We start from the raw sequence: 23,070 nt of genomic DNA on the forward strand, positions 1-23,070 counted from the left end.
TTCACCTCGCTAATGTGATTATTTTCAATATACCATACTTAGAAATATTTGATTATTAGAACAAGCAATTAAAGGATATATAAGGTTGCTGATCAAAATAAATGGTGTAAGCTGCTGAATTGCAGCCAGAAAATCCATTCGCCGGAGGTTAAAGGATGAACGGCCTGAATAAACGTCTAAACAATCAAGGAGCATTGCAATGGGATGATTTTAAATCTCAAATTGCGGCTCTGTCTGAGTGCTCCAAAATGGAGAAGATTGATAAGGGCTATTCCAATGACGATAAATATATCATTTTTAATGCCGAAGAGAAGCCGCAGTACATCCTTCGAATCTACCCGATTGAAGTAAGCTCGAACAAGCGGTCCGATTTTGAGGCTCTGAAACGGATGGAATTGCAGGGGATCAACTGCTCCCGCCCAATTGAAATAGGCGTCCTGCCGGAGCTCGAGTTAGGCTACATGGTTGTATCGTTTATCGACGGGCATGAGGCTAAGGATGCGCTGCCGCTAATATCGGAGCAGGAGCAATTCGATATCGGTGTTCAGGCTGGGCGGGAGCTGTTCAAAATTCACCGGATTTACGCCCCTGATACGATAGCCACTTGGAATGAACGGATGACGGCAAAACATCAGTGCTATCGACTGGATTATGCCCGCTGCGCCGCGACGATTAAGCAGGAGTGGCAGCTGCTGAGCTTTATTGACGCTAATCTGCATCTGATGCACGATAGACCGAATTGCTTTCAGCATGATGACTTTCATCCTGCCAACTTAATTGTGAACAACGGCAAGCTCTCGGGAATTATCGACTTCAACCGCTGCGACTGGGGCGATCCAATTCATGAGTTTGTTAAAGTCGGCCTGTTCAGCTCGGAGGTCAGCGTGCCGTTTTCGGTCGGTCAAATCCAAGGGTATCATCATGGCGAAGAGCCGACGGAGCAATTTTGGCAGCTGTATTGCCTCTACCTCGCGATGGAATTGATTTCGTCCGTCGTGTGGATGTTAAAGGTAAAGCCAGAGGAACTCCCCGACATGATGGCAAAAATCGACCGGGTTATGGAGGATCACGAGTGTTTTGAACTCATCGTACCGAAGTGGTATAGTGGGTTCATTAAGAGCAGAATCAAATAATCCGACAGCGGCTTCTCCTTTATAGAGACCAGAGACCGCGATACTCTAGGGGAACACCGTGATCTTTTTTGTTGGGTATTTCCGTTAGGAGGCAATAAAACCATGAGTGACAGAATTTGTGAACTGACCGGCATTCATCAAAAGGACACCAGCTTTGGTTACACCTTGTCTGTAATAAGCGGAAAATTCAAGATGAGCATATTGTACTGGCTCTCCGAAAAAAAAGTCATGCGGTTTAATGAGCTGCAGCGGGGAATAGGCACCATTTCCTTTAAATCGTTAAGCATGATGTTAAAGGAGCTGGAGGCGGACGGTCTCATTAGCCGCGAGGAATTCCCGCAGATTCCTCCCAAAGTGGAATATTCGCTGACCGAACGGGGCCGTTCAATCATTCCGATTTTAGATATGATGTGTTATTGGGGAGAGGAGAATTTCGTGCCCGACGCCAATGGGGAGACGGAACCGCTTCCCATTTAACAAGTCATAGAAAAAACAGCATCTCCATTAATGGAGATACTGTTTTTTTGTGCAATTAAAGCTTGTCCAGAAATTCTACGTAACCCTGCGCGCTTCGGTCCAATAAAATCGGTAACTCGCTGTTTCCTGCCAAATAATGTTCAGCTCCATAAAAGGCATAGAAAGAGCGGTAATTCATTTTGCAGTACGATAAAGACGTTTCAAAAGGAACCAGATACTGGTCAAGGGTTTTGCCTAAGCTTCCTTCCACGCTAAAATCATGCTCCGTACCGCCGGCCGTTACGGCCAATGCGGTTTTTTTGTTTTTTAAAGCTTCCGCCTTCGACCCGTAGGCCCATCCATGCTGTAATACTTCATCAAACCATTGTTTGAGCAGCGGCGGGGAACTCCACCAGTATACAGGGAATTGCAAGACCAGTTTACCATGGGCTTCAACCAGCTCTTGTTCTTTTTTTACGTCGATCTTTCCATCGGGATAAGCTTTATAAAGCTCATGGACCGTATATTTGTCCGGGTATTTGCGAAGCTCTTCTACCCAGCGTTTATTGACGATGGACGTCTCCATATTTGGATGCGTGACGATAACAAGTGTTTTCATTATTAATTCCTCCTTAAATTAAAGCTTATCTAGAAATTCAACATAATCCCCAGCGCTGCGCTCTAATTTGCTCAACAAGTCAGTGTTCTGTGCCATAGTGTATTCAGCTGAAAAGAAGGTAAAGGGGGGATGATAATCCGCATGGCAGAATTTAAAATTCACTTTAAAGGGAAGCAGAATTTCATCCAGCTCGTGGCCTACAATTCCTTCCTTGCTAAAGTCGATTTCTTCCGCGCCCAAGGATATGGCCAGTGCCGTTTTTTTGTCTTTAAATGCTTTTCCCTGCGACCCATAGGCCCATCCATGGGTTAATACTTCATCGAACCATTTTTTAAGCAGCGGCGGTGAGCTTGCCCAATACATGGGGAATTGCAGGACAAGATTTCCATGCTCCTCAATCAGCTGTTGTTCCTTTTCTACATCAAACTTTTCATCCGGATATGCTTTATAAAGCTCATGAACCGTATATTTGTCCGGGTATTTGCGAAGCTCCTCTACCCAGCGTTTATTGATGATGGAAGTTTCCATGTTTGGATGGGTAACGACGACAAGTGTTTTTTTCATATGGTTGCCCTCCTTGAGCGATTAATCTCTATTGCTCTTGAAGTGTAACCCGCATCCTAGAATTGCGTAAGTACGCACATTTAGTTCATGTACTTACCTAAAGGTGAGTGCGCCTTGCAACGCCGGACTTTAATGAATAAGCAATTCAAGAAAGGATTTTGCCGCCATGGAAGGCGTAGAATGCTTGCGAGTCGCGACCCCGATTTGGCGATCCGGCAGCGGGATTTCTGTGCGCAGCTCGACCAGCGTTCCATCTTTAAGCTGAGGTTCCACATAAGCCCGCGGCAGAAAGGAAACGCCGTACCCCCGTTCCGTAAATTCAGCGAGCATATCCAGGCTGTTCAGCTCAAAATCGGCCTCGGCGTCGACTCCCTGCATCTGAAACCATTCCTCGATAAAAGAACGTGTCGAGCTGCCGGGAGACAGCATAAGCAGCGGCAGCCGCGCCAGCTTTTCGGCCGACAGGACCTCCTGCGACCAGTCTGCAAAAGCTTGTCCGACAACGGCGCAATAAAGAGAGATTTGGCTGCCGACAATCTCAATTTCCTCATCTGCAACGGGAAGATAAACGCAGCCGATATCAAGCGCTCCTTTTTTCAGACGGTCCAAAATAAGGCGTGTGCGCTCCTGCGACAATTGAATGCGAATGCCGGGATTCCGTTCGTGGTAGGTGTCCAGTATGGGGAGCAGAAAGTGTTTAATAATGGCTCCGTTGGCTCCGACCCGCAGCATTCCTTCGTTCAGACGGAGCCGCTTCTTCATGCTTCGTTCGGCGGCTTCAAGCTCAGCGAACGCTTGCCGGACGTGGCGCAGCAGCTCTTCTCCTTCATGGGTTAAACGAACGCCTTTGGGCAGCCGGTCAAACAGTCTGACGCCGAGCTCCTCCTCCAGCTGTTTAATAGCATAACTGACGGAAGGCTGGGTCATATGGAGCGATTGAGCTGCTCGGGTCAGATTGGAGCTTTCGGCCGCATGAAGGAAAATTCGGTACCATTCAGAGTTAATCGCCATCTTGCCATCAATCCTCTCTATGTCAACGTGTAAATAACTTGATTTCATTTATTGCAAGTATACGTGTAAAATGAAAATAAGAAAATGAGCAGAACAGCAGGCGGGCTAGTCGCCGAATTATACAGCGGGAGTGAAGAGAGATGGCAGGAAGCACATTTGGAGAACGGTTAAAAATGACGACGTTCGGCGAATCGCACGGTGAGTCGGTTGGAGTTATTGTAGAAGGAGTAACTCCGGGAGTGGAGCTTGACGAGGCATACGTCCAAGTGCAGATGGACCGCAGACGTCCGGGCCAGTCGTCGGTTACGACTCCGCGCAAAGAATACGATAAAATCCGGATCGTGTCCGGTATTTTTGAAGGTAAAACGACGGGCACGCCGCTTTGCATTATGCTTAACAATACGGACATGCGCCCTTCTGCATATGATGATATTAAAAATCTCTACCGTCCTGGGCACGCGGATTTCACGTACGATCAGAAATACGGTTTCCGCGATTACCGGGGAAGCGGCCGGGCGTCCGGCCGGGAAACGGCTGCCCGCGTAGCGGCGGGAGCGGTAGCGCGCAAGCTGCTGGAACGGCGCGGCGTGTCGATTGTCGCTTACACGAAGGAGATCGACGGCATCAAATGCGAAACCTTTGACGCGGAAGCGATTGAGCGCAATCCGGTCCGCGCCTGCGATCCTGCGGCAGCGGAGCGGATGGTGGAGCGGATCGAGCAGCTGGCGGCGGAAGGCAACAGCAGCGGCGGCATCGTGGAATGCCGCATCAACGGCGTGCTGCCCGGACTGGGAGAGCCTGTGTTCGACAAGCTGGACGCTGAGCTGGCGAAAGCGATGCTGTCCATCGGAGCGATCAAAGGGATTGAGTTCGGAGCGGGATTTGCGGCGGCAACGATGCGCGGCAGCGAGCATAACGACGAGATGGACGCTAATGGATTTGTAACGAATAATGCCGGAGGAATTGTAGGCGGCATCAGCACGGGAGCGGACATTGTTTTCCGCGTTGCCGTGAAGCCGACCTCTTCCATTTCCCTGCCGCAGCGCACGGTGGATGCAAATGGGGAGGAGCGCGAAATCAGGACAATCGGCAGGCATGATCCTTGCATCTGTCCCCGCGTCGTTCCCGTAATTGAAGCGATGGCTTGTATGGTCATCGAGGATCATTACAAACGCCAGGCAGCGCTGCTTAGCTAAGTTTCAGTACCGCAAATAGAAAAACCGCAATGACAGGAGCCTATCCTTCATTGCGGTTTTTTCTGTTAATTGCCCCTTGCGACCTGGTCAAATTCCGCGCGTACCTCCCGGTAAAGCTCCGGATCTGCCAGCACCTCATAAGCGGTAGAAGCAAGCAGCCTTGCCCCTGAAAGCATGGCGTCAAGCGCTTCCTCCCGCATAGCCGCATCCCGGAATTCCGCCGTGTGCAGATATAGCTTATCGTTGACCACTTTTAAATATGGGTGAATCGCCGGACAGCGGAGCGACACATTGCCCAAGTCGAGAGAGCCGTGATCGCTTCCGGCCAGCACATCTTCGTCTGTAACTCCTGTTTTGTAAAGCAGCGATTGATAGACCTCCGATAAAGTCTCGTTTGTAACCAGCTCGTCATAGCTGAGCTCGAAGTGTTTCATCTCCATCCGGCAGCCGGCTTGCAGCGCAGCGCCATCAGCGCATGCCTTTACGCGTTGCGTCAGTTCGTTGGTATAATAACGGTCGGCAGAACGTACGTAAAATTGCGCAGAGGCATGCCCGGGAATGACATTAGGGGCTTGTCCTCCGTTATTGATAATGCCGTGAATACGGGAATCGCTGCGCGTTTGCTGGCGCAGGGCATTAACGGAGTTGAACAGCATAATAACGGCGTCCAAAGCGTTAACTCCTAGATGGGGGCTGGCTGCAGCATGGGCGGTTTTGCCGAAATAATCAAATTGCAGCGCATCCAGCGCCAGCGATTTACCGGAACGCTCATGAGAGTGGTACGGATGAGCCATGAGCGCAAAGCCGCAGTCGTCAAACAGACCTGCGTCGCTCATCGTCACTTTGCCGCCGCTCGTTTCCTCAGCCGGTGTGCCGTATACGCGGATTTTTCCTCCGGTATATTCAATGACGCTTTTGAGCAGGATGGCAGCGCCCATGCTCATGACGCCAATCAGATGATGACCGCAAGCGTGTCCAACATCGGGCAATGCGTCGTATTCGCACAAGAATCCCGCGATTGGCCCCGGTTTGCCGGAGTCATATTCAGCGATAAAGGCAGTTTTCATGCCAAGCACACCGCGCTGGACGGTGAATCCTTCTTGCTCCAGCTCCTCGGAGAGCCAAGCCGAAGCCAGAAATTCCGCGTGGCCTAGCTCAGGGTTATTGCCGATTTGAACAGACAGCTCTTTCCAGCGTGAACCGTGATGTTCAGACAGCTCTTGTATGATTTGTTCATATGCGGACATAGATCAGTCTCCTTAGCGGTAAATACATCTTTGTTCAGTATAACGCACAAACTCTCTAAGCAAAAAGGACGAGACTCCAGCCGATCGACTGGAGTCTCGTCCTTTTTTGAAATGTCAGGCTGCAGTTAAGCCTTTTAAGCTTTGCTCAACTTATGCAGCGGTCCTGACCCGCCTTAGCGGGCTCGACGCATGCTGCCGAGAATAAGGCTCACGATGGCCACAAGGACAATCGCGCCGAGCAAAGCCGGAATAAAGTAGAATCCGCCTACGACCGGTCCCCATTGACCAAGCAGCATCGATCCGAGCCAAGCTCCGACAAAACCTGCAATGATGTTGCCGATGATGCCTCCCGGCACGTCCCGGCCGACAAGCATTCCCGCCAGCCATCCGATAATACCGCCTACAATTAACGCCCATAACCAAGCCATGATTGTTTCCTCCCTTATGCTGTTTCGTATTGTGTTGCTCATGCTATTTAGTAACCCTATGGCAGAGGCTCCAATCACCCTGCGGCTAAACCTGTCGCTTGCCTTTTCAGGTTTCCCTGCTTGGCGAGCCATTATTAATATAAGAAAAGGAATTTTCAAACTTAGTCCTAAAGAACCATTTCTTAAGAAGGATCTTCAATAGGTCTTTATTCATTCCGAAGAAACTATTATCTAAAAAACCCTGCCAATAGAACTATAAATCGATATATGGATAGATATTTAGTCTTATATCGAATGTGCTGTGGGGTTACTGAGGAGGAATCGGAATGATGGGACGAATGATACAGAAAATGGCTAATGATGAGGCAAAATCGTTCAAGCTATGGAGAGGCACCAAAGCTTTGGCAGCTGCTGCGTTAGCCTTATCGTTGTTCACTTCGGCTGCGTTCACGAATCCGGCCGCTGCATCAGGCAGCCTGCAGCAAACAACAAACGCGGCAAGCCTTTATGCTTCAGGAACAACGCATTCCGCGACTTCCTATGAGGAAATAACCGATATTGTATTTAATGTTATGTCCAATAATTATGGCGAGCATGTAACGATCCGCTATCGCGGGGATACGGCGGGCATCGATAAAAAGCTGCAGCAAGTATTCAAGGACGTTGGAGCAAAAGATGACTACATGCGTTTTGTGCTTAAAAAAATGACCTGGAACTGGACAAGCACCGCATTTGAAGCAACGATTGATTTTCGGATGACCTATTGGGAGACGCCGGAGCAAAGCGAAGCGGTGCGCGAGGAAGTGCAAAAAGCCGTTGCGGATAAATCGATTGCGTCCAAACGGAACCGGGAACAGCTGTTAGCGATGTATGAGTGGGTTATGGGCCGCCTCCGGTATGACCGGACGCTTGCCAACCATTCTGCATATGCGGGGCTGTTCGGCACGGAGGGAACCGTTTGCCAGGGTTATGCGCTATTGCTGCATCGGATGCTGGAAGAGACCGGATACGAAAGCAGGCTCGTTTACGGTAAAGCCAAAGGGGATTTGCATATTTGGAATATGGTCAAGCTGAACGGAACCTGGCATCATCTGGACGCTACGCTAGATGATCCGGCATACGGCCGCAGCAAGCTGGCGTATTTCATGAAGCCGGAATCTGTGATGCTGAAAGATCATACATGGGACCTCGCGGCATACCCGCGTACAGAAGCAACGACAAAATCTTCCAAATAACGGGTAAAGTGGCGGATAACCCTTTGAAACGGCTTTCCCTTTCCAGTCGGTAATGGTAAGATGGACGCATGAGGAGGATGCGTTCATGACGACTAATCATAATACCGAAGAGCAAGAAGCGCAAAGCCCGGAGGCCCCTGAACAAGGCAAGCCTGAACTTACCGAGGCGGAGCTTCAGCAGATGATTGCCGCGCTGTACAAGCATGGCGAACTGGCGCTGACAAGTTTTTACCAAGATGAATATGAAGTGGACGGCCAGGTCGTGAGCCATCCTATGTATGGACCTTTGTTCACTTACCGGCTATTGGATGCCAATAAAAATCCCCATTCCGTGGGCTTTTTCATGAATGAGCTTGTCCAGAATTTCCAAAAGAACGATGATCCTGCACTGTGGATGTCTTCATTCTTTGTCGATATTTTACGCGGAGAGCGCAGCCGCTTGCTGCCGCCGCCGCCGCAGAACGAAGAAGAAGCTAAATACCTGTTTGATCAAGTAATCGTTCCTCATTGCGCCACCGCTTGCCGTGCCGAGTTCCCGGACGAGCCGGTGCATGTTGATATTGATATTCATCCAGACCACGGTCCGGTTGTCGAGGCTGGTTTCCCGTCCATTAAGGAAGGGAACAACGTTGTAGCGATGCCGTTCCATTTCCTGCTTGCGCTGCATTTATTGAACCGTGATACGGCCGACCCGCTTATCACCGGTTTGTATCGCATCCGCGAAGAGCACGGATTGGATGCTTAATCTCATGTTCCGAACCCCTTAGCCTGCAGGCTAAGGGGTTTTTATCTGAGAAAATCTATTTCCGACCTATTGACACAGAATTAACCGCTCCCTATACTGTGATTATTACAAATACAGTTAAACGGGAGTGGAGAGAATGAGCTTAACAGGGGAGCAGGAAACGGTGCAGGCTGTAGATTTTTATGAGGTGCTTAAAGGCCGCCGTTCTGTAAGAAAGTACGATCCGGATTTTAAGCTTTCCGATGAGGAGATCAAGGAACTGCTGCAGACAGCTGTAACGGCTCCGTCCGGCAGCAATATGCAGCCTTGGCGTTTCATTGTCATTACAGACAAGGAACTGAAGCAGCAGCTTCTGCCAATCGCTTTTAATCAGGAGCAGATTGTAGCGGCGTCGGCTGTCATTGCCGTCCTGGTGGACCTGCAGGCTTACACCGAAGCGTCCCGTATATATGCCAAGGCGATCGAGGCCGGCTACATGGATGAAGCGACGGCGGAAAAGCTTGTTGGCAATATGAGCAAATTTTATGGCAATCTTGCACCCGATAAAGCGCTGCAGAATGCGCTAATCGACGGGGGCCTCGTTTCTCAGCAGCTGATGCTGGCGGCTCGCGCCAAAGGACTTGATACGGTTCCAATGGCGGGTTACAACGTTCAGCAATTCCGTGAGCTGATGGGCGTTTCCGAGCGTTATGCCAACGTTATGCTGATAGCTCTCGGCAAGGCGGCCCAGCCTGGGCATCCGACCGTGCGTCTTGATGTAGACGACGTTACGAGCTGGAACGGCTTCAGCCGTTAATCGGTCTTGCTCCATTGATTGAATTCGATTTTCCCCGGGTAAGTAGTGCTCAGGCAAGACAAACTACGCATCGGGAGGCGGATGAAACGATGGCGCATACAAACGAATCAGCAGCGGAGCCGCAGGCTTCGGAAGCCTTTGAACGGGTGAAGAATACGCTTCGGAATATGGACGCAGCCAAGAAGAATGAGATTCTGTCCAGCTTTACGGAGTTCAAAAGCTATCTTGGCAATCGAATCGACTTGGCGAGGCGAATTGGAGTAAATGACGAACAGCTTGCCTTGGCTGCCGAAAAGGTTGCCGGGTATTTGGCCGAACATGAGGAGCCGCGCAACAGCGAGGAAAAGCTGCTGCAGGAATTATGGAAGGTCGGCAAGGATGAGGAGCGCCATATGCTCGCTCATATGCTGGTCCGACTAAGTCAAGAAACAAATGAACCATTAATTGAACGTTCATAATTGGACATAATAAACACCTGCCCTTAACCGGGCAGGTGTTTTTAAGTTAACTGTCGCCAAACAAACGTTCAAACAGCGCTGAATCAAGCTCTCGCAAGCGGATTCCCGGCGTGAGCCGAAGGCCGTAGGCCAAGGAGGCGGGAAGCGGGAGAAAACGAAGCGCCCGATCTCCTGGCAAGGATATAGAAAACGCTGATGCATGCTGACCTTCCATAACGTCGAATTCGGGCACAAAAGTGAATCCAAGCCCTTGCGCTGCCATCTTCCGTGCAGAGCCGGTGTCTGCTACCGAATAGCTTTCGCGAAGCATCGTTTCACGGCTTGCGGCCCAGACGAGACTTTGGCGCCTCAGCAAAGTGCCCGATTGCGCAGCGATCCAGCCTGCGCCAATATCGATCAGCTCTTGTGCTGAAGCCGTGGAATAAGGAGGAAGTGCCGCCGATACAGCCAGCTTAAGCTCCGCTTTCCAATAATGCTCCTTTTCACTAGGTGACGGCGCCAACGCTTCCCGGATGATCAGATCAGGCTCGTCATGTTCTGCTTCGACTGCTTTAAAGCTGCCGTCCGTAAACTCAAGCGCATAACCGAAAGGCTGAAGCAGCACCGACGCAAGAACCGTTGCTTCCTCCCTGCAGGGGGCATCGATTTTAATGCGCAGCCGCTTAATAGCTGCGCCTCGCAGCTTCATCTCTACCCGTGCTTCCTCATGCAGCTGCAGCATTTGCAGTGCAAATCTGTATAAAATCCGTCCGGCGTCTGTCAGCAAAATCCGTCCGGCTTTTGTGTGAAAAAGCTGCGTTTCCCATTCTTCCTCCATTTTTTTCATATGAAAAGTAACCGTTGGCTGTTTTAGGCCAAGCTCCTTTGCCGCAAGCGTCACCTTTTTATGCTTCTCCAGCAGCACGATCAGCTTCCATTTAACGATTGTCATGATCAATCATCCGCCATTCATACTGATATAGATTAAATATTGTATTATTCCAATTAAGTATAGATGATATCTATTTAATTTTACAATTCCCTTTACAAACTGAACATATGGCTTTAACAACAGGTTCGTACAATAAATCCTGTAAGCCAGTTCAAAACTTGGTTCTCGGAAGGGGAAACAAAAAAGATGAAGAAGACAATGCTGGTCCTGATGACAATGGTGCTTGCCCTTACGCTTGCGGCTTGCGGCAGCAAAGAAGGCAACAATGCTTCCGGCAGCGAAGCGGACAGCGGCTCGTTGAGCGGTTCCATCCTGGCAGCCGGCTCTACGGCAATGCAGCCTCTGGTGGAGCAAGTATCCAAAAAATTCATGGCCGATTCGAAATATAAGGACATCACGGTTCAAGTGCAAGGCGGCGGCAGCGGCACCGGCCTGACGCAAGTTTCCGAAGGACAAGCCGATATCGGCAACTCCGATATTTTTGCTAACGAGAAGTTCAAGGACGGCGACGCTGCTAAAGCGGACGAGCTGGTTGATCATCAAGTAGCGGTTGTAGCAATGGCAACGGTTGTGAACAAAGACATCGCCATCGACAACCTGACGAAGCAGCAGCTGGTTGACATCTTCACCGGCAAAGTAACGAACTGGAAAGATGTTGGCGGCGCAGACGAAAAAATCGTTATCGTAAACCGTCCTTCCAGCTCCGGTACGCGCAAAACGTTTGAGAAATACGCGCTTGGCACGAAATCCGAAGATCTGCCGGGTAACATCCAAGAGGATTCCTCCGGTACGGTTAAAAAGCTTGTCGGCGAAACTCCTGGAGCAATCGGTTACCTGGCGCTGTCTTACCTCGATGATTCCGTTAAAACGCTGAAGCTGGACGGAGTAGAAGCTACGCCGGACAACGTTAAAACAGGCACGTATCCGGTATGGGCTTACCAGCACATGTACACGAAGGGCGAGCCGAACGAAGCCGTTAAAGCGTTCCTCGACTTCATGGTAAGCGACGATGTTCAAAAAACCGACGTAACAGAGCTCGGTTACATCTCCATCAAAGAGATGACGGTTGAGCGCAACGACGCTGGCGAAATCGTAAAAAAATAAACAGCTGAGCCCTTGGGCGCAGCAGCAGGCCAAGAAGGCGTCCTAACAGGCTCCTTCTTGGCTTTGCGCTGAATATAAGAAAGTATAGATATTATCTATACTTTCTTATATTCCTTTGAATGAAACGCACCGTGCCGTCAAGGACGGCAACAGTCGTTTCACCTTGATGACAAGAGTAAACGGCGTAAGGAGAGAACAAGCGATGAAAGCCACCCTGCAACCTTCCAATAGAAGCTCCGATGGCGCAAGCCTTGCTGCGCCGGTCCAAGGAGAGGCGGATAACCAACCAATGAATGATACATCAAGCCGGCCATCCGGCGGCAATCGCAAGCGCAGCCGTTCCGGCGGCGAATGGTTTGGCAAAACATACACGCTGATTTGCGTTTCCGTGTTAATTATAACGATTTTTTCTATCGTCTATTTTGTTGCTTCCAAAGGGCTTGCCACTTTTTTTGTTGATGGTGTAAGCCTGAAGGAGTTTCTAACCGGTGTAAAATGGTCCCCTGACGGCGAACCGGCTTCATTCGGAGCCTTGCCTTTTATTACCGGTTCCTTTATGACCTCCATTCTGGCAGCGTGCATTTCGGCCCCGCTGGCGTTTTGCGCCGCAATTTTCATGACAGAGCTGATGCCGAAGTTCGGCAAACGGGTTATGCAGCCGGTAATCGAGCTGCTGGCCGGCATTCCTTCCGTCGTTTACGGTTTTGTTGGTCTGACCGTTATCGTACCGACGCTGCGCGCCATTTTTCCTGGACAAGGCTTAGGTGTCGCGGCAGGCGCGATTGTGCTGTCGATCATGATTTTGCCGACAATTACGACAATCGCCACAGATGCCATGTCCAATTTGCCGCGCGGTCTTAAAGAAGGCAGCTACGCGCTCGGCGCCACGCGCTGGCAGACGATTTCCCGCAGCATTCTGCCTGCCGTAATGCCGTCGATGCTAACAGGTGTGGTGCTCGGCATTGCCCGCGCCTTCGGTGAAGCTCTTGCCGTGCAGATGGTCATCGGCAACGCTCCGTTTATTCCGAAATCGCTGTTTGAATCCGCCTCTACGCTGACTAGCGTCATTACGCTCAGCATGGGCAACACAATTATGGGCAGCGTGCAAAATAACGTTCTGTGGAGCTTGGCGCTTGTGCTGCTCACGATGACGTTTGTGTTTGTCTTTATCGTCCGCGTTCTGGAAAGGAGAAGCCTGCGATGAAATTATCCAACAAAACCGTTGACCGCATTGCCACCGCAGTCTTCTACTTTTTTGCTTTCCTGATCATCGTGCTTCTGGCGGGATTGATCGGCTTCATTTTGTTCCGCGGCATCGGCCATCTAAGCTTCGACTTCCTGACCTCGCCGCCGGAAACGTTCAAAACCGGAGGCGGCATCGGACCGCAGCTGTTCAACTCCTTGTTCCTGCTCGTGCTGACGATGCTCATCACAGTGCCGCTTGGCATTGGCGCAGGCATTTACATGGCCGAATACTCCAAACCCGGCAAATTCACGGATTTCATCCGTCTTGTCGTTGAGGTGCTTTCCTCGTTCCCGTCCATCGTTGTGGGCCTGTTCGGCTTGCTCGTGTTCGTGAATTACTTTGATCTGGAGTTCTCCCTGCTGGCTGGCGCGTTAGCGCTTACGGTATTTAACCTGCCGCTGATGGTGCGGATTACGGAGCAGGGCATTCGCGGCGTTCCCCGTGAGCAAAAGGAAGCGGGACTTGCGCTCGGCCTCACCCGCTGGAAAACAATTACCAAGGTAATGCTGCCTGTAGCGCTGCCGACTATTCTCACCGGCACAATTCTGGCTGCTGGCCGCGTGTTCGGCGAAGCCGCCGCACTGCTGTTTACGGCCGGCATGAGCTCGCCGCGCCTTGACTTTACCGACTGGAATCCGTTCAGCCCGGTTTCGCCGCTTAACCCGCTTCGTCCGGCTGAAACGCTGGCGGTGCACATTTGGAAAATCAACAGCGAAGGCATCGCTCCCGATGCGGCGCAAATCGCTGCCGGCGCTTCCGCCGTGCTGATTATTACGGTGCTGCTGTTCAACCTGGGCTCCCGCTGGCTGGGACGTTATTTATACCGCAAGCTGACGGCATCCCGCTAATAATCACAGATTGAGGAGGTTACACAGATGGCGATTGGAGCACCCCCTATCAGCGCCATTGGCGCAAGCACGATGCCAGGCAGCGGTATTGCTTTGGCTGCGGAGCAGCTGAGCATCTTTTACGGAGAGAAGGAAGCGGTCAAAAAGGTTGATCTCAGCTTTGCCCAGGGCAGCGTTACGGCGCTTATCGGCCCGTCCGGCTGCGGCAAGTCCACCTTTTTGCGCAGCCTTAACCGGATGAACGACACCATTCCGGGAGCAAGCATGAAGGGCAGCATTTGGCTGGAAGGCGAAAATATCAACGCGCCGGATACCGATGTTGTAACGCTGCGCCAACGCATCGGTATGGTGTGGCAGAAGCCGAACCCGTTCTATAAGTCGATTTATGAAAACGTCGCGTTCGGCCCTCGTTACCACGGCATTAGAAACAAACGCGAGCTCGACGAAATTGTGGAGTCCTGCCTGCGCCGCACGACGCTTTGGGACGAAACGAAGGATCGTCTGCATCAGTCGGCGTTAGCGCTTTCCGGCGGCCAGCAGCAGCGTCTTTGCATCGCCCGCGCGCTTTCCGTACAGCCTGAAATTCTGCTTATGGACGAGCCGGCATCGGCGCTCGATCCGGTATCCACCTCAAAAATTGAGGAGCTGATCTCGGAGCTCAAGCAGGAATATTGCATCGTTATCGTCACGCACAACATGCATCAGGCTGCGCGTGTCTCGGACAAAACGGCCTTTTTCTATATGGGCAACCTGATCGAGCATAACGATACAAACGTCATTTTTACAAATCCGCATCATAAACAGACGGACGATTACATCTCGGGACGTTTCGGTTAAAAGCCGATAAACCGGGATTAAGCTGGGAAATTTGTTCATAAGACATGGGGAGAAGGGGAAAGCAATGACATCCATTATGGAAATTGAGCGCTTGAATCTGCACTACGGGGAGTTCCATGCCCTGAAAAACATGAAGCTCGACATTCCGAAACAGACCGTTACAGCGTTCATCGGCCCGTCCGGCTGCGGCAAATCGACTTTTCTGCGCACGCTCAACCGGATGAACGATCTTGTTCCCGGCGTACAAATCGATGGAAGCGTGAAGCTGGACGGACAGGATATTTACAGCGACGACACGGATGTGGAAACGCTGCGCAAGCGGGTGGGCATGGTATTCCAGCAGCCGAACCCTTTCCCCAAATCAATATTTGACAACGTAGCCTACGGTCCTCGGCTGCATGGCATTAAGGATAAAGCCCGGCTGAACGAAATTGTGGAGCGCAGCCTGCGCGGCGCCTCGTTGTGGGAGGAAGTGAAGGACCTGTTGAACAAGTCTGCCCTTAGCCTGTCCGGCGGACAGCAGCAGCGTCTTTGCATCGCCCGCGCTCTTGCGGTTGAGCCCGACGTGTTGCTTATGGACGAAGCGACCTCCGCGCTCGATCCGATCTCCACGCTAAAGATTGAAGAGCTGGTTCGCGAGCTGAAAAAGGATTACACCATCGTCATGGTTACGCACAACATGCACCAGGCAGCGCGTGTGTCGGATCGCACCGCCTTTTTCTTGAACGGCGAGCTGGTGGAAACGGATGATACCGAGAAGCTGTTCTCCAATCCGGTTGATTCCAGAACGGAAGATTACATTACAGGACGTTTCGGCTAAAACGCCGGAGGAGAGGGGAGAGCCAGCATGATCAAACGCAGAGAGCTTGACGAAGGACTCCAGCAGCTGAACAAAATGCTTCAGGAGATGGGGGACCATGTAGAGTCCGCCCTCGCCAAATCCATGCAGGCGCTGATGACGGTGAACGCCAAGGAAGCCGCGGAAATCATCAAGCATGATCCCGAGCTGAACCGCCTTGAGGAAAAAATTGCCGAGCTCGGCTCCAAGCTGATTGCAACCCAGCAGCCGGTGGCGAAAGACTTGCGCCGCATACTGGTCGCGTTCCGCATCTCCGGCGACCTGGAGCGCATGGGCGACCTGTCGGTCGACATTGCTAAAGTGGTTATGCGGTTGGAAGGGCAAACGCTGATTAAGCCGCTCATCGATTTGCCGCGCATGTCTGAGATTGTGCAAACAATGATCTTTGAATCAATCCAGTCATATGTACAGGAAAACGTGGATCTCGCCTACAAAATGGCGAAGGACGACGACGAGGTTGACGCGCTTTACTCCAGCATCATCCGCGAGCTGTTCTCGCTTATGGTGGAGGATCCGAAGACGATCAACCAGTCGATGCTGCTCAGCTTTGTTGGCCGCTACATCGAACGGATTGCCGACCATGCCACAAACATCGGCGAAAGCGTCGCTTATCTCGTTACGGGCAAACGCCCGGATTTGAACGCTTAATGGATTGAATGAATCAATGAAGGAATTGAACTGAAAAGTACAGCCTCGTCGAATTCGAGGTTGTACTTTTTTTGTTTTCTAGAAAGAAAAAATGAGGAGTAGCCATGTTATTCACCTAAAGTTTTTATTGCCGATTACTTCCAGTTTTGTTATAGTGAACAGGAACGTATGTTTCTATTTACGACCAATTTTACATAGCCGAAACGGAGACTCAGAATTGATTATTAACGGAGAGAGTGACATCCTTGAATTCGTCCGGCAAGACGAGTGGATGATGGATATTTTGCGGACGGCCCAGTCGCTGGAGCTGCCCGATTGGCTGGTGTGCGCAGGTTTTGTAAGGTCAAAAATATGGGATGTTCTACATGGATTTACGGCCAGGACGCCGCTTGGTGATATTGATGTCGTTTATTTTGACCCCAGCAATTTGGAGGAAGCTGTGGAGAAGGAATTGGAAACCCGTCGTTTTCAATTGAGGCCCGATGTACCTTGGTCCGTTAAAAACCAGGCTCGCATGCACCTCAAAAATAACTTTCCGCCATATACTTCAACCGTTGATGCAATTTCCAAATTTCCTGAAACGGCAACGGCGCTTGGGCTTGCTCTGGATGACCGGGACCAGGTTATTTTGGCCGCTCCCTGCGGACTTGAAGCGGTGTTGAATATGGAATTAAGTCCTACTCCTTATTTTCTTGAAGCGAAGGAACGGCTGGATATTTTTGATCTGCGTATGAAGCAAAAGAATTGGCAGAGCAGATGGCCGAAGGTGACGGTTGTAAGGTAAATTGGTTCGTAGCGGGAGGGGCGAATTGATGGAGAGTCAGCGAATCGACGCCATGGAAACGTACCTCCCATTATGGTCGAGAACCCGAGGCAGACGCTATTATTGATGATCTGAAGGAATTAATTTCAATCGTTTTATGAAACAATTGAGAGGGGGATGAAACAACATGCGAACAGATTATTCGAACTGGGAACCGATATCAGTTGCGGAAGCGCGCAATATATTTGACCCTATTCCTGTGTGGTGGGCCATTGCAGGAGGCTGGGCTCTGGATCTCTACCTGGGGCAGCAAACAAGATATCATGAGGATACGGATGTTATCATTTTCCGGGACGAGCAGGAGGCCGTATTTGACCGTCTCTCACAGGACTGGTTAATCTACAAGGCTGACAGCGGCAAGTTAAGCCTTAGAGAGCCGGGAGAGTATTTGAATACGACAAAGGATATTTGGTTGTCTAGAAATGAGACTTCACCATGGGAGCTCCAGCTCATGATTATTGACCGCGAACAGGAAGATTGGATTTATGGGCGAAAGCCGTCCATTCGCCGCAACTGGGCGGATATTCGAGCCTTTACTCCAGAAGGAACTCCCTACCTAAAACCGGAGCTTCAGCTCTTTTATAAAGGCGGCGGCTCTCAAATCAGAGAGAAGGATCAGTTGGATTTTGAACGGATCCTGCCTCATCTGAATAGAGAGGAGAAGCTGTGGTTCTACTCCTCTCTGCAAATGCAATTTCCACAAGGGCATCCTTGGATGGATGATGTTATTAATTCGGTTCAATCATGAGGCGTGAACTAAGATAAGTTTTTAATTTACCAGGATAATCGGTTATGATGCCCGTCACCCCAATGTCGAGCAGCCGCTGCCACTGAGCGGGCTCGTTAGCCGTGTAAGGATATACGGCCATACCTGCTGTAACCGCATTTGCCGTATCTTTAGCGCCAATCAGCTCGTGGAAGGGATGCAGGGAGAAAACATCAACGTTTAGCAGAGCTGCGTAACCAGCATGATCGACCAGATCAGCCGCATAAAGCAGTCCGATCCGCAGCTGCGGCTCCTTATTTTTCAGCCGAACGAGCAGCTTGTGGTCAAAAGAAGAGACTACTGTACGTTCTATTCGTTTACCCTCATGCAGAAATTCCAATAGGTTATCGTCAAGTGCGCTTCCGGCGGCATCCTTGACCTCTACATTAATTTCCATTGAATCCGGCAATGCTTCGTACACTTCTTCCAATAAAGGAATTCGCTCACCAGAAAAGTCAGGAGAAAACCAGCTTCCCGCATCTGAGGCAAGAACAGCGTCTGATGTTAGGTCGCGAATCGCACCAGTTTGGTCAGTAGTCCGGTCCAGCGTCTCATCATGGCATACGATGAGCTTTCCGTCGGCTGACAGATGAACATCAAGCTCAACCATATCGGCTCCTTGTTCAGCGGCCAGCAGGAAGCTGGCCAGCGTATTTTCCGGGGCTTCTCCGGCGGCTCCTCGATGTCCAATCACTTTAACCGCTCGATTTGACTTCATTTCCGTCACCATCCCCGAGTCGATATTGAGACTTTCTTTAAGCTGTGCTGCAAGCTGACTAAGCTTATTATATGCGCCTTTCATCCAGGCTGTCCTGTTCAAGTAAAGCTTGATCTCCATTGAAAAGTCCTTATAAAAAGAAAACTATTGACAATGATAATCGTTATCAATATGATGATGAAGTCAATTGATATTGATTCTCATTATTAATAACTAACGCAGGGGGTAATTGTTCTATGTTTCGCAGTAAAAAGTGGGTTTTGTCTGCTGCGGCCGCAGCATTGTTGATCACATCGGGAACAGGAGCCCTTCAGCCATCTACAGCAACAGCGGCGTCCGCGCCGATTAAAGTTACGCTGGATGGCAAATCACTCGCATTGGACGCTTCGCCAATCGTGGTCAGCGGACGTACGCTTGTGCCATACAGCTCTATCGTCAAATCGCTTGGAGGCACGGCAAGCTGGAATAACTCCACCAAAACCGTCATTGCTACGAGCGGCGGTGTGAAGGTCAAGCTGACAGCCGGTTCCAAAACCGCCTACATAAACGATAAATCATCCCAATTGGATGCCGCGCCAGTCATTAAAAACGGAAAAACCTTTGTGCCGCTTCGTCTGCTTACGGAAGCATTCGGCAAATGGGTCAACTGGTCCTCCAAAAGCCGTACGGTTGCGATCAGCAGCAAGCTGACGCTCCAAACGAGCGCAGGCTCGTTCACGCTGAACAAACGCCCGCAGCGTATCGTGACGCTTTCCTCGTCGGATACGGAAATGATTTACGCGCTCGGCGGCAAGGTTGTAGGCCGTCCAACGGCAATGGGGAAGGTTAATCCTCCTGAAGCGGCTTCCGCCGTTGAGGTCGGCAGCACGCACGGCATTCTTTTCGAGAAGCTGGCTTCCGTCAAACCGGATCTGGTCATTGCCAATCCTTCTCTGATGAGCCAAAAGGCAACGATGGAAAAGCTCGGCGCTCAGGTGTTATTCAATTCTCATAACACGTACGACCAGATCAAGTCTTCCATCCGTCTCTACGGCAAACTGCTAAGTAACGAAAGCACGGCGGAGCAGGTAATCGCGAATATGGACCGCACCGTAAGCAGCCTGCAAAAGCCTGCTGCCAAGCCAAAAACGCTCATCGTATACGGAGCACCGGGCAGCTTTGTCGTAGCGCTTCCTTCCAGCTACCCGGGCAACTTCCTGGAGCTTGCAGGCGGTACTAACGTAGCGGCTAAATTCCCGAAAATGGACAAGATGCCCCAGTATTCGGAGCTTAGCATGGAGCGTATTGTCGCTTCTAACCCGGACCTAATCCTGCTGATCACTCACGGGGACGCGGCTGAAGTAAAAGGGTCGTTCAAAAAAGAGTTCGAAACCAATCCCGCTTGGAAAAACCTGAGCGCAGTTAAAGAAGACCGTTTCGAAGTGCTGCCGTCGGAGCTGTTCGCAGCTAATCCAGGCATCCGCGCGCCAGAGGCGATTAAATCGATCAACAAGCTGTTGAATCAGGTGAAATAAAAATGGCTTCCGTTCTGTCTCCGACCGAGCTCAAGCAGGCTAGGTACCCGGCAGCGGCACGGAATCTGATCGTACTGGGAACGGCATCGGCCCTGTTAATTGCAAGCCTGTTATGCGGGCTTGCGCTGGGGTCGATCCGCATACCGGTTAGCGAAGTGTGGAACGCCCTCTGGCATCGCAGCGACACGGAGGCATGGCAAATCGTATGGAATTTACGTCTGCCTCGCGCACTGACAGGAATGATGGTGGGCTGCTGCCTCGGATTATCCGGAGCGCTGCTGCAGGGTGTGTTCCGCAATCCGCTTTCCGATCCTGGTATTATCGGCGTTTCGTCCGGCGGCGGTGTTGCTGCTGTTGTTATTATGATTCTTTTTCCGGCTCAAATCGCTCTGCTTCCGGCAGCTGCATTCGTCGGGGCGCTTGCCGCGAGCATTGTTATTTATTTGCTGGCTTGGAAGGGCGGCGCATCGCCGATTCGTCTTATTCTTGCCGGCGTGGCGGTCAATTCCCTGCTCGGAGCGGGAATGTCCGCATTGATGATTTTGAACAGTGAAAAAGTGCAATCGGTGCTTCCGTGGATGAGCGGCAGCCTCAACGGCAGAAGCTGGCCGCATGCGGATACGCTGCTGCCTTATGCTTTGGCTGGTCTTATAGCGGCGCTTGTGCTCATCAAACCGGCCAATCTTTTGGCGCTTGGCGATGATGCGGCGAAGCTGCTTGGTGTCCGGGTGGAAATGTACCGGCTCATAATCATAGGCGTAGCTGCCTTTTTAGCGGGGGCGGCGATTAGCCAAGCCGGTATGGTCGGTTTTGTCGGGCTTGTTGTGCCGCATATCGTAAGGCTGATCGTTGGTGCAGATTACCGCATTTTAATGCCGGTATCGGCCATTGGCGGAGCTGCATTGGTTGTTTTTGCTGATACGATGGCCCGCACATTGTTTGATCCAATCGAGTTTCCGGTTGGCATTCTGCTCGCTCTGCTCGGCGCGCCGTTCTTTCTTTATTTGCTTCGCAAGGGGGTCAAACGATGAGCCGGATTTCCGGACAATCCTTAAAATTAAGCTACGGGGATCGCCCGGTCGTACATGGAATCGATCTGGACGTCCAGCCGGGCGAGTGGGTCGGCATCATTGGCCCGAACGGCTCCGGCAAATCGACCGTGCTGCGTATGCTTGCCCGGCTTACTAGACCGCATGGCGGCAAGGCGATGCTGGATGGCACGGATCTCGCGGTGATTCCGAACAAAGAAGCCGCGCAGCGCATTGGCATGCTGGCTCAGACGCAGGAATCAGGGCTTGAGCTTACCGTGCGCGAGCTGGTCCGCAAGGGCAGGCATCCGCATCTGAAATGGTACCAGGACGGCAGCGCGGAAGCACATGAGCGCATCGTGGACTGGGCATTGTCCGCTGCCTCACTGCAAAGTCTCCAACACCGGCCTCTGCAAGCACTGTCAGGCGGCGAGCGGCAGCGGGCCTGGCTGGCGATGGCAATTGCCCAAACCCCGTCCGTTTTGCTGCTGGATGAACCTGCTACTTATTTGGATATCGCCCATCAGCTTGAGCTTATGGAGCTTGTTGGCAGACTCAACCGAGAGCAGGGCATTACCGTTGTGACGGTGCTGCATGATTTAAATCAGGCGGCTCGTTACTGTCACCGGCTCATTGCCGTCAAGGATGGCAGAGTTGCCGCGCAAGGACGTCCGGCGGAGCTGTTCACCGCCGCTTTTTTTCGCGATGTGTTCAGCGTCGAGGGGCGGATCACGATGGACAACGGCATTCCTAGCTTCCAGGCAGAGCGTGCGGCAATGCCCCGCGAGGAGCAGATTGAGCTGCTTCATTTGAGAGAAACGGTTTTGAATTAACAGCATTTGAAAAAATAGATTTCATTTAATGGAGGAATGAGGATGTCGGAGCAAGCCTTGAACCCGGAGCTCGTCCGGGCATTTGTCGGAGCGGCTCATAGCGATTTGACGCGTGTGCAGGAGCTGCTGGCCCAAGAGCCGGGGCTGCTGCATGCCGCAATGAACTGGGGAGGCGGCGACTGGGAAACGGCGGCTGGCGCTGCTGCTCATACCGGACGGAAAGATATTTTAGGCTGGCTGCTGGCGCAAGGAGCGCGTCTCGACCTGTTCGGAGCGGCGATGCTGGGAGAGCTTGAGCTCGTTCGCTCGGTGCTTGAGCGCCATCCGTCGCAGCTGAACGCCAAAGGACCGCACGGCATAACGCTGCTGCAGCATGCGCTTATGGGCGGCCCCGAAGCGGCCCCGGTTGCGGAATATATTAAAGGCCTGCTGGACGAAAACAAACCGGCCGAGCCGGAAGGTCCAGTGCTGGTAGAGAACCGAATCGTCGTAAAAGCAGGTTTCGCGGAAGCGGTGTTAGAGCGGTTTGCGAAGCCAAAGACGGTACATACATTCCCTGGTTTTATCCGCATGGATGTGCTGCACGGCAAAGTATCGGATGCGGAGGAAGAAATTCGCGTATGTACAACCTGGCAGTCTAAGGCCGATTTTGAGGCTTGGGCTTCCAGCGATTCTTTCCGCGGCGCGCATGCGCGCCGCCAGGAAGCATCGGCGGAGAATGAGGGAGCTGCTTCCGGCGGACAAGCGGAAGGCAGCCATGGCGGTTCGCAGCAGAGCTCTGGCGCTGCATCCGGCCACGGGCATGGACATGGCGGTCCGCACGGCCGTCCGGCGGCTGGTTCCGAAGGAGCAGGTCCGATCGTTGGCAACAAAGTGACGATCTACCGCGTAGCTGCTTCGCATTTGCCGGAGACAGAGGCGGCGGAACAGGCTTAAGCAAATAGGTTTAAGTTTTTAACGAATCACACAGCCCTTCTGGGACGCGAACAGCGCCTTGAGGGGCTGTGTTTTTTTAAGGAATGTGCGT

General features: G+C 51.6%; 26 protein-coding genes and 1 pseudogene. 20 read left to right on the top strand and 7 right to left on the bottom strand.

Annotated features, from left to right (window positions below; genetic code table 11):
• The first annotated feature begins 155 nt into the window (after positions 1–155).
• On the top strand, positions 156–1,133 hold the full coding sequence (locus tag M3223_RS06110) for an aminoglycoside phosphotransferase family protein (protein WP_251560100.1): 978 nt from the start codon (positions 156–158) through the stop codon (positions 1,131–1,133).
• Between the two features lie 102 nt (positions 1,134–1,235).
• Positions 1,236–1,610 carry a winged helix-turn-helix transcriptional regulator gene (locus M3223_RS06115; RefSeq protein ID WP_251560101.1) on the top strand — a complete coding sequence of 125 codons (375 nt, stop codon included), beginning with the start codon at positions 1,236–1,238 and terminating at the stop codon, positions 1,608–1,610.
• Positions 1,611–1,665: 55 nt separating this feature from the next.
• On the opposite strand, the gene M3223_RS06120 is transcribed toward M3223_RS06115, so the two are convergent.
• The 3 genes from M3223_RS06120 to M3223_RS06130 form a co-directional block, all read right to left on the bottom strand.
• On the bottom strand, positions 1,666–2,208 hold the full coding sequence (locus M3223_RS06120) for an NAD(P)H-dependent oxidoreductase (RefSeq protein ID WP_251560102.1): 543 nt from the start codon (positions 2,206–2,208) through the stop codon (positions 1,666–1,668).
• Positions 2,209–2,226: 18 nt separating this feature from the next.
• A complete protein-coding gene (locus M3223_RS06125) occupies positions 2,227–2,772 on the bottom strand; it encodes an NAD(P)H-dependent oxidoreductase (protein WP_251560103.1) in 546 nt (181 codons plus the stop codon).
• Between the two features lie 129 nt (positions 2,773–2,901).
• Positions 2,902–3,783 (bottom strand): LysR family transcriptional regulator, encoded by an 882-nt coding sequence (locus M3223_RS06130; protein WP_251560104.1) that lies wholly within the window; start codon positions 3,781–3,783, stop codon positions 2,902–2,904.
• 140 nt (positions 3,784–3,923) lie between these two features.
• On the opposite strand from M3223_RS06130, the gene aroC reads away from it, so the two are divergent.
• On the top strand, positions 3,924–4,979 hold the full coding sequence (gene aroC / locus M3223_RS06135) for a chorismate synthase (protein ID WP_251560105.1): 1,056 nt from the start codon (positions 3,924–3,926) through the stop codon (positions 4,977–4,979).
• A gap of 65 nt (positions 4,980–5,044) precedes the next feature.
• On the opposite strand, the gene M3223_RS06140 is transcribed toward aroC, so the two are convergent.
• Together M3223_RS06140 and M3223_RS06145 are read right to left on the bottom strand one after the other, a co-directional pair.
• Entirely contained in the window at positions 5,045–6,226 is a 1,182-nt protein-coding gene (locus M3223_RS06140; protein WP_251560106.1) for a M20 family metallopeptidase, read from the bottom strand.
• Between the two features lie 173 nt (positions 6,227–6,399).
• A complete protein-coding gene (locus tag M3223_RS06145; protein WP_251560107.1) occupies positions 6,400–6,654 on the bottom strand; it encodes a GlsB/YeaQ/YmgE family stress response membrane protein in 255 nt (84 codons plus the stop codon).
• Positions 6,655–6,980: 326 nt separating this feature from the next.
• On the opposite strand from M3223_RS06145, the gene M3223_RS06150 reads away from it, so the two are divergent.
• The 4 genes from M3223_RS06150 (at position 6,981) to M3223_RS06165 (ending at position 9,888) form a co-directional block, all read left to right on the top strand.
• Positions 6,981–7,889 carry a transglutaminase domain-containing protein gene (locus M3223_RS06150; RefSeq protein WP_251560108.1) on the top strand — a complete coding sequence of 303 codons (909 nt, stop codon included), beginning with the start codon at positions 6,981–6,983 and terminating at the stop codon, positions 7,887–7,889.
• A gap of 85 nt (positions 7,890–7,974) precedes the next feature.
• Positions 7,975–8,634 (top strand): hypothetical protein, encoded by a 660-nt coding sequence (locus tag M3223_RS06155; protein ID WP_251560109.1) that lies wholly within the window; start codon positions 7,975–7,977, stop codon positions 8,632–8,634.
• A 136-nt stretch (positions 8,635–8,770) separates the two neighbouring features.
• Positions 8,771–9,430 (top strand): nitroreductase family protein, encoded by a 660-nt coding sequence (locus M3223_RS06160; RefSeq protein ID WP_251560110.1) that lies wholly within the window; start codon positions 8,771–8,773, stop codon positions 9,428–9,430.
• Between the two features lie 89 nt (positions 9,431–9,519).
• Positions 9,520–9,888, top strand: a complete 369-nt coding sequence (locus M3223_RS06165) for a DUF3243 domain-containing protein (RefSeq protein ID WP_251560111.1) — start codon at positions 9,520–9,522, stop codon at positions 9,886–9,888.
• 46 nt (positions 9,889–9,934) lie between these two features.
• On the opposite strand, the gene M3223_RS06170 is transcribed toward M3223_RS06165, so the two are convergent.
• The gene (locus M3223_RS06170; RefSeq protein ID WP_251560113.1) at positions 9,935–10,819 is read right to left on the bottom strand and encodes a LysR family transcriptional regulator; all 885 of its coding nucleotides are present in this window, start codon (positions 10,817–10,819) and stop codon (positions 9,935–9,937) included.
• 186 nt (positions 10,820–11,005) lie between these two features.
• Between M3223_RS06170 and M3223_RS06175 the strand changes: the two genes are divergently transcribed.
• The 8 genes from M3223_RS06175 to M3223_RS06210 all read left to right on the top strand — a co-directional run bounded on the left by M3223_RS06175 (position 11,006) and on the right by M3223_RS06210 (position 17,932).
• Positions 11,006–11,923 carry a phosphate ABC transporter substrate-binding protein gene (locus tag M3223_RS06175; RefSeq protein WP_251560115.1) on the top strand — a complete coding sequence of 306 codons (918 nt, stop codon included), beginning with the start codon at positions 11,006–11,008 and terminating at the stop codon, positions 11,921–11,923.
• A gap of 289 nt (positions 11,924–12,212) precedes the next feature.
• On the top strand, positions 12,213–13,127 hold the full coding sequence (gene pstC / locus M3223_RS06180; protein WP_251560117.1) for a phosphate ABC transporter permease subunit PstC: 915 nt from the start codon (positions 12,213–12,215) through the stop codon (positions 13,125–13,127).
• The gene (pstA, locus tag M3223_RS06185; protein ID WP_251560120.1) at positions 13,124–14,017 is read left to right on the top strand and encodes a phosphate ABC transporter permease PstA; all 894 of its coding nucleotides are present in this window, start codon (positions 13,124–13,126) and stop codon (positions 14,015–14,017) included. Before pstC ends, pstA begins: the two co-directional genes overlap by 4 nt.
• 72 nt (positions 14,018–14,089) lie before the next feature.
• A complete protein-coding gene (pstB, locus tag M3223_RS06190; protein ID WP_251560992.1) occupies positions 14,090–14,854 on the top strand; it encodes a phosphate ABC transporter ATP-binding protein PstB in 765 nt (254 codons plus the stop codon).
• A gap of 64 nt (positions 14,855–14,918) precedes the next feature.
• Positions 14,919–15,674, top strand: coding sequence for a phosphate ABC transporter ATP-binding protein PstB (gene pstB / locus M3223_RS06195; RefSeq protein WP_251560121.1), 756 nt, complete (start codon positions 14,919–14,921; stop codon positions 15,672–15,674).
• 27 nt (positions 15,675–15,701) lie between these two features.
• Complete coding sequence (phoU, locus tag M3223_RS06200; protein ID WP_251560124.1) at positions 15,702–16,361, top strand: phosphate signaling complex protein PhoU; 660 nt, start codon at positions 15,702–15,704, stop codon at positions 16,359–16,361.
• A gap of 217 nt (positions 16,362–16,578) precedes the next feature.
• A complete protein-coding gene (locus M3223_RS06205) occupies positions 16,579–17,145 on the top strand; it encodes a nucleotidyltransferase family protein (protein WP_251560126.1) in 567 nt (188 codons plus the stop codon).
• 166 nt (positions 17,146–17,311) lie between these two features.
• Positions 17,312–17,932 (top strand): nucleotidyltransferase domain-containing protein, encoded by a 621-nt coding sequence (locus tag M3223_RS06210; RefSeq protein WP_251560128.1) that lies wholly within the window; start codon positions 17,312–17,314, stop codon positions 17,930–17,932.
• On the opposite strand, the gene M3223_RS06215 is transcribed toward M3223_RS06210, so the two are convergent.
• Positions 17,913–18,668, bottom strand: a complete 756-nt coding sequence (locus tag M3223_RS06215) for a glycerophosphodiester phosphodiesterase (protein WP_251560130.1) — start codon at positions 18,666–18,668, stop codon at positions 17,913–17,915. The genes M3223_RS06210 and M3223_RS06215 overlap by 20 nt on opposite strands.
• A gap of 236 nt (positions 18,669–18,904) precedes the next feature.
• On the opposite strand from M3223_RS06215, the gene M3223_RS06220 reads away from it, so the two are divergent.
• The 5 genes and pseudogenes from M3223_RS06220 (at position 18,905) to M3223_RS06240 (ending at position 22,979) form a co-directional block, all read left to right on the top strand.
• Positions 18,905–20,182, top strand: a complete 1,278-nt coding sequence (locus M3223_RS06220) for an ABC transporter substrate-binding protein (protein WP_251560132.1) — start codon at positions 18,905–18,907, stop codon at positions 20,180–20,182.
• A gap of 2 nt (positions 20,183–20,184) precedes the next feature.
• Positions 20,185–21,213, top strand: a complete 1,029-nt coding sequence (locus M3223_RS06225; protein ID WP_251560135.1) for a FecCD family ABC transporter permease — start codon at positions 20,185–20,187, stop codon at positions 21,211–21,213.
• The gene (locus M3223_RS06230) at positions 21,210–22,043 is read left to right on the top strand and encodes an ABC transporter ATP-binding protein (RefSeq protein ID WP_251560137.1); all 834 of its coding nucleotides are present in this window, start codon (positions 21,210–21,212) and stop codon (positions 22,041–22,043) included. The genes M3223_RS06225 and M3223_RS06230 overlap by 4 nt, the downstream gene beginning before the upstream one ends.
• Before the next feature lie 42 nt (positions 22,044–22,085).
• Positions 22,086–22,463: pseudogene (locus tag M3223_RS06235) on the top strand (ankyrin repeat domain-containing protein); the annotation flags it as partial.
• A gap of 45 nt (positions 22,464–22,508) precedes the next feature.
• Positions 22,509–22,979, top strand: coding sequence for an antibiotic biosynthesis monooxygenase (locus M3223_RS06240; RefSeq protein WP_353057679.1), 471 nt, complete (start codon positions 22,509–22,511; stop codon positions 22,977–22,979).
• The last annotated feature ends 91 nt before the right edge of the window (positions 22,980–23,070 follow it).

This window comes from Paenibacillus pasadenensis (assembly GCF_023715725.1).
GTDB classification, from domain to species: Bacteria; Bacillota; Bacilli; order Paenibacillales; family Paenibacillaceae; genus Paenibacillus_O; species Paenibacillus_O pasadenensis_A.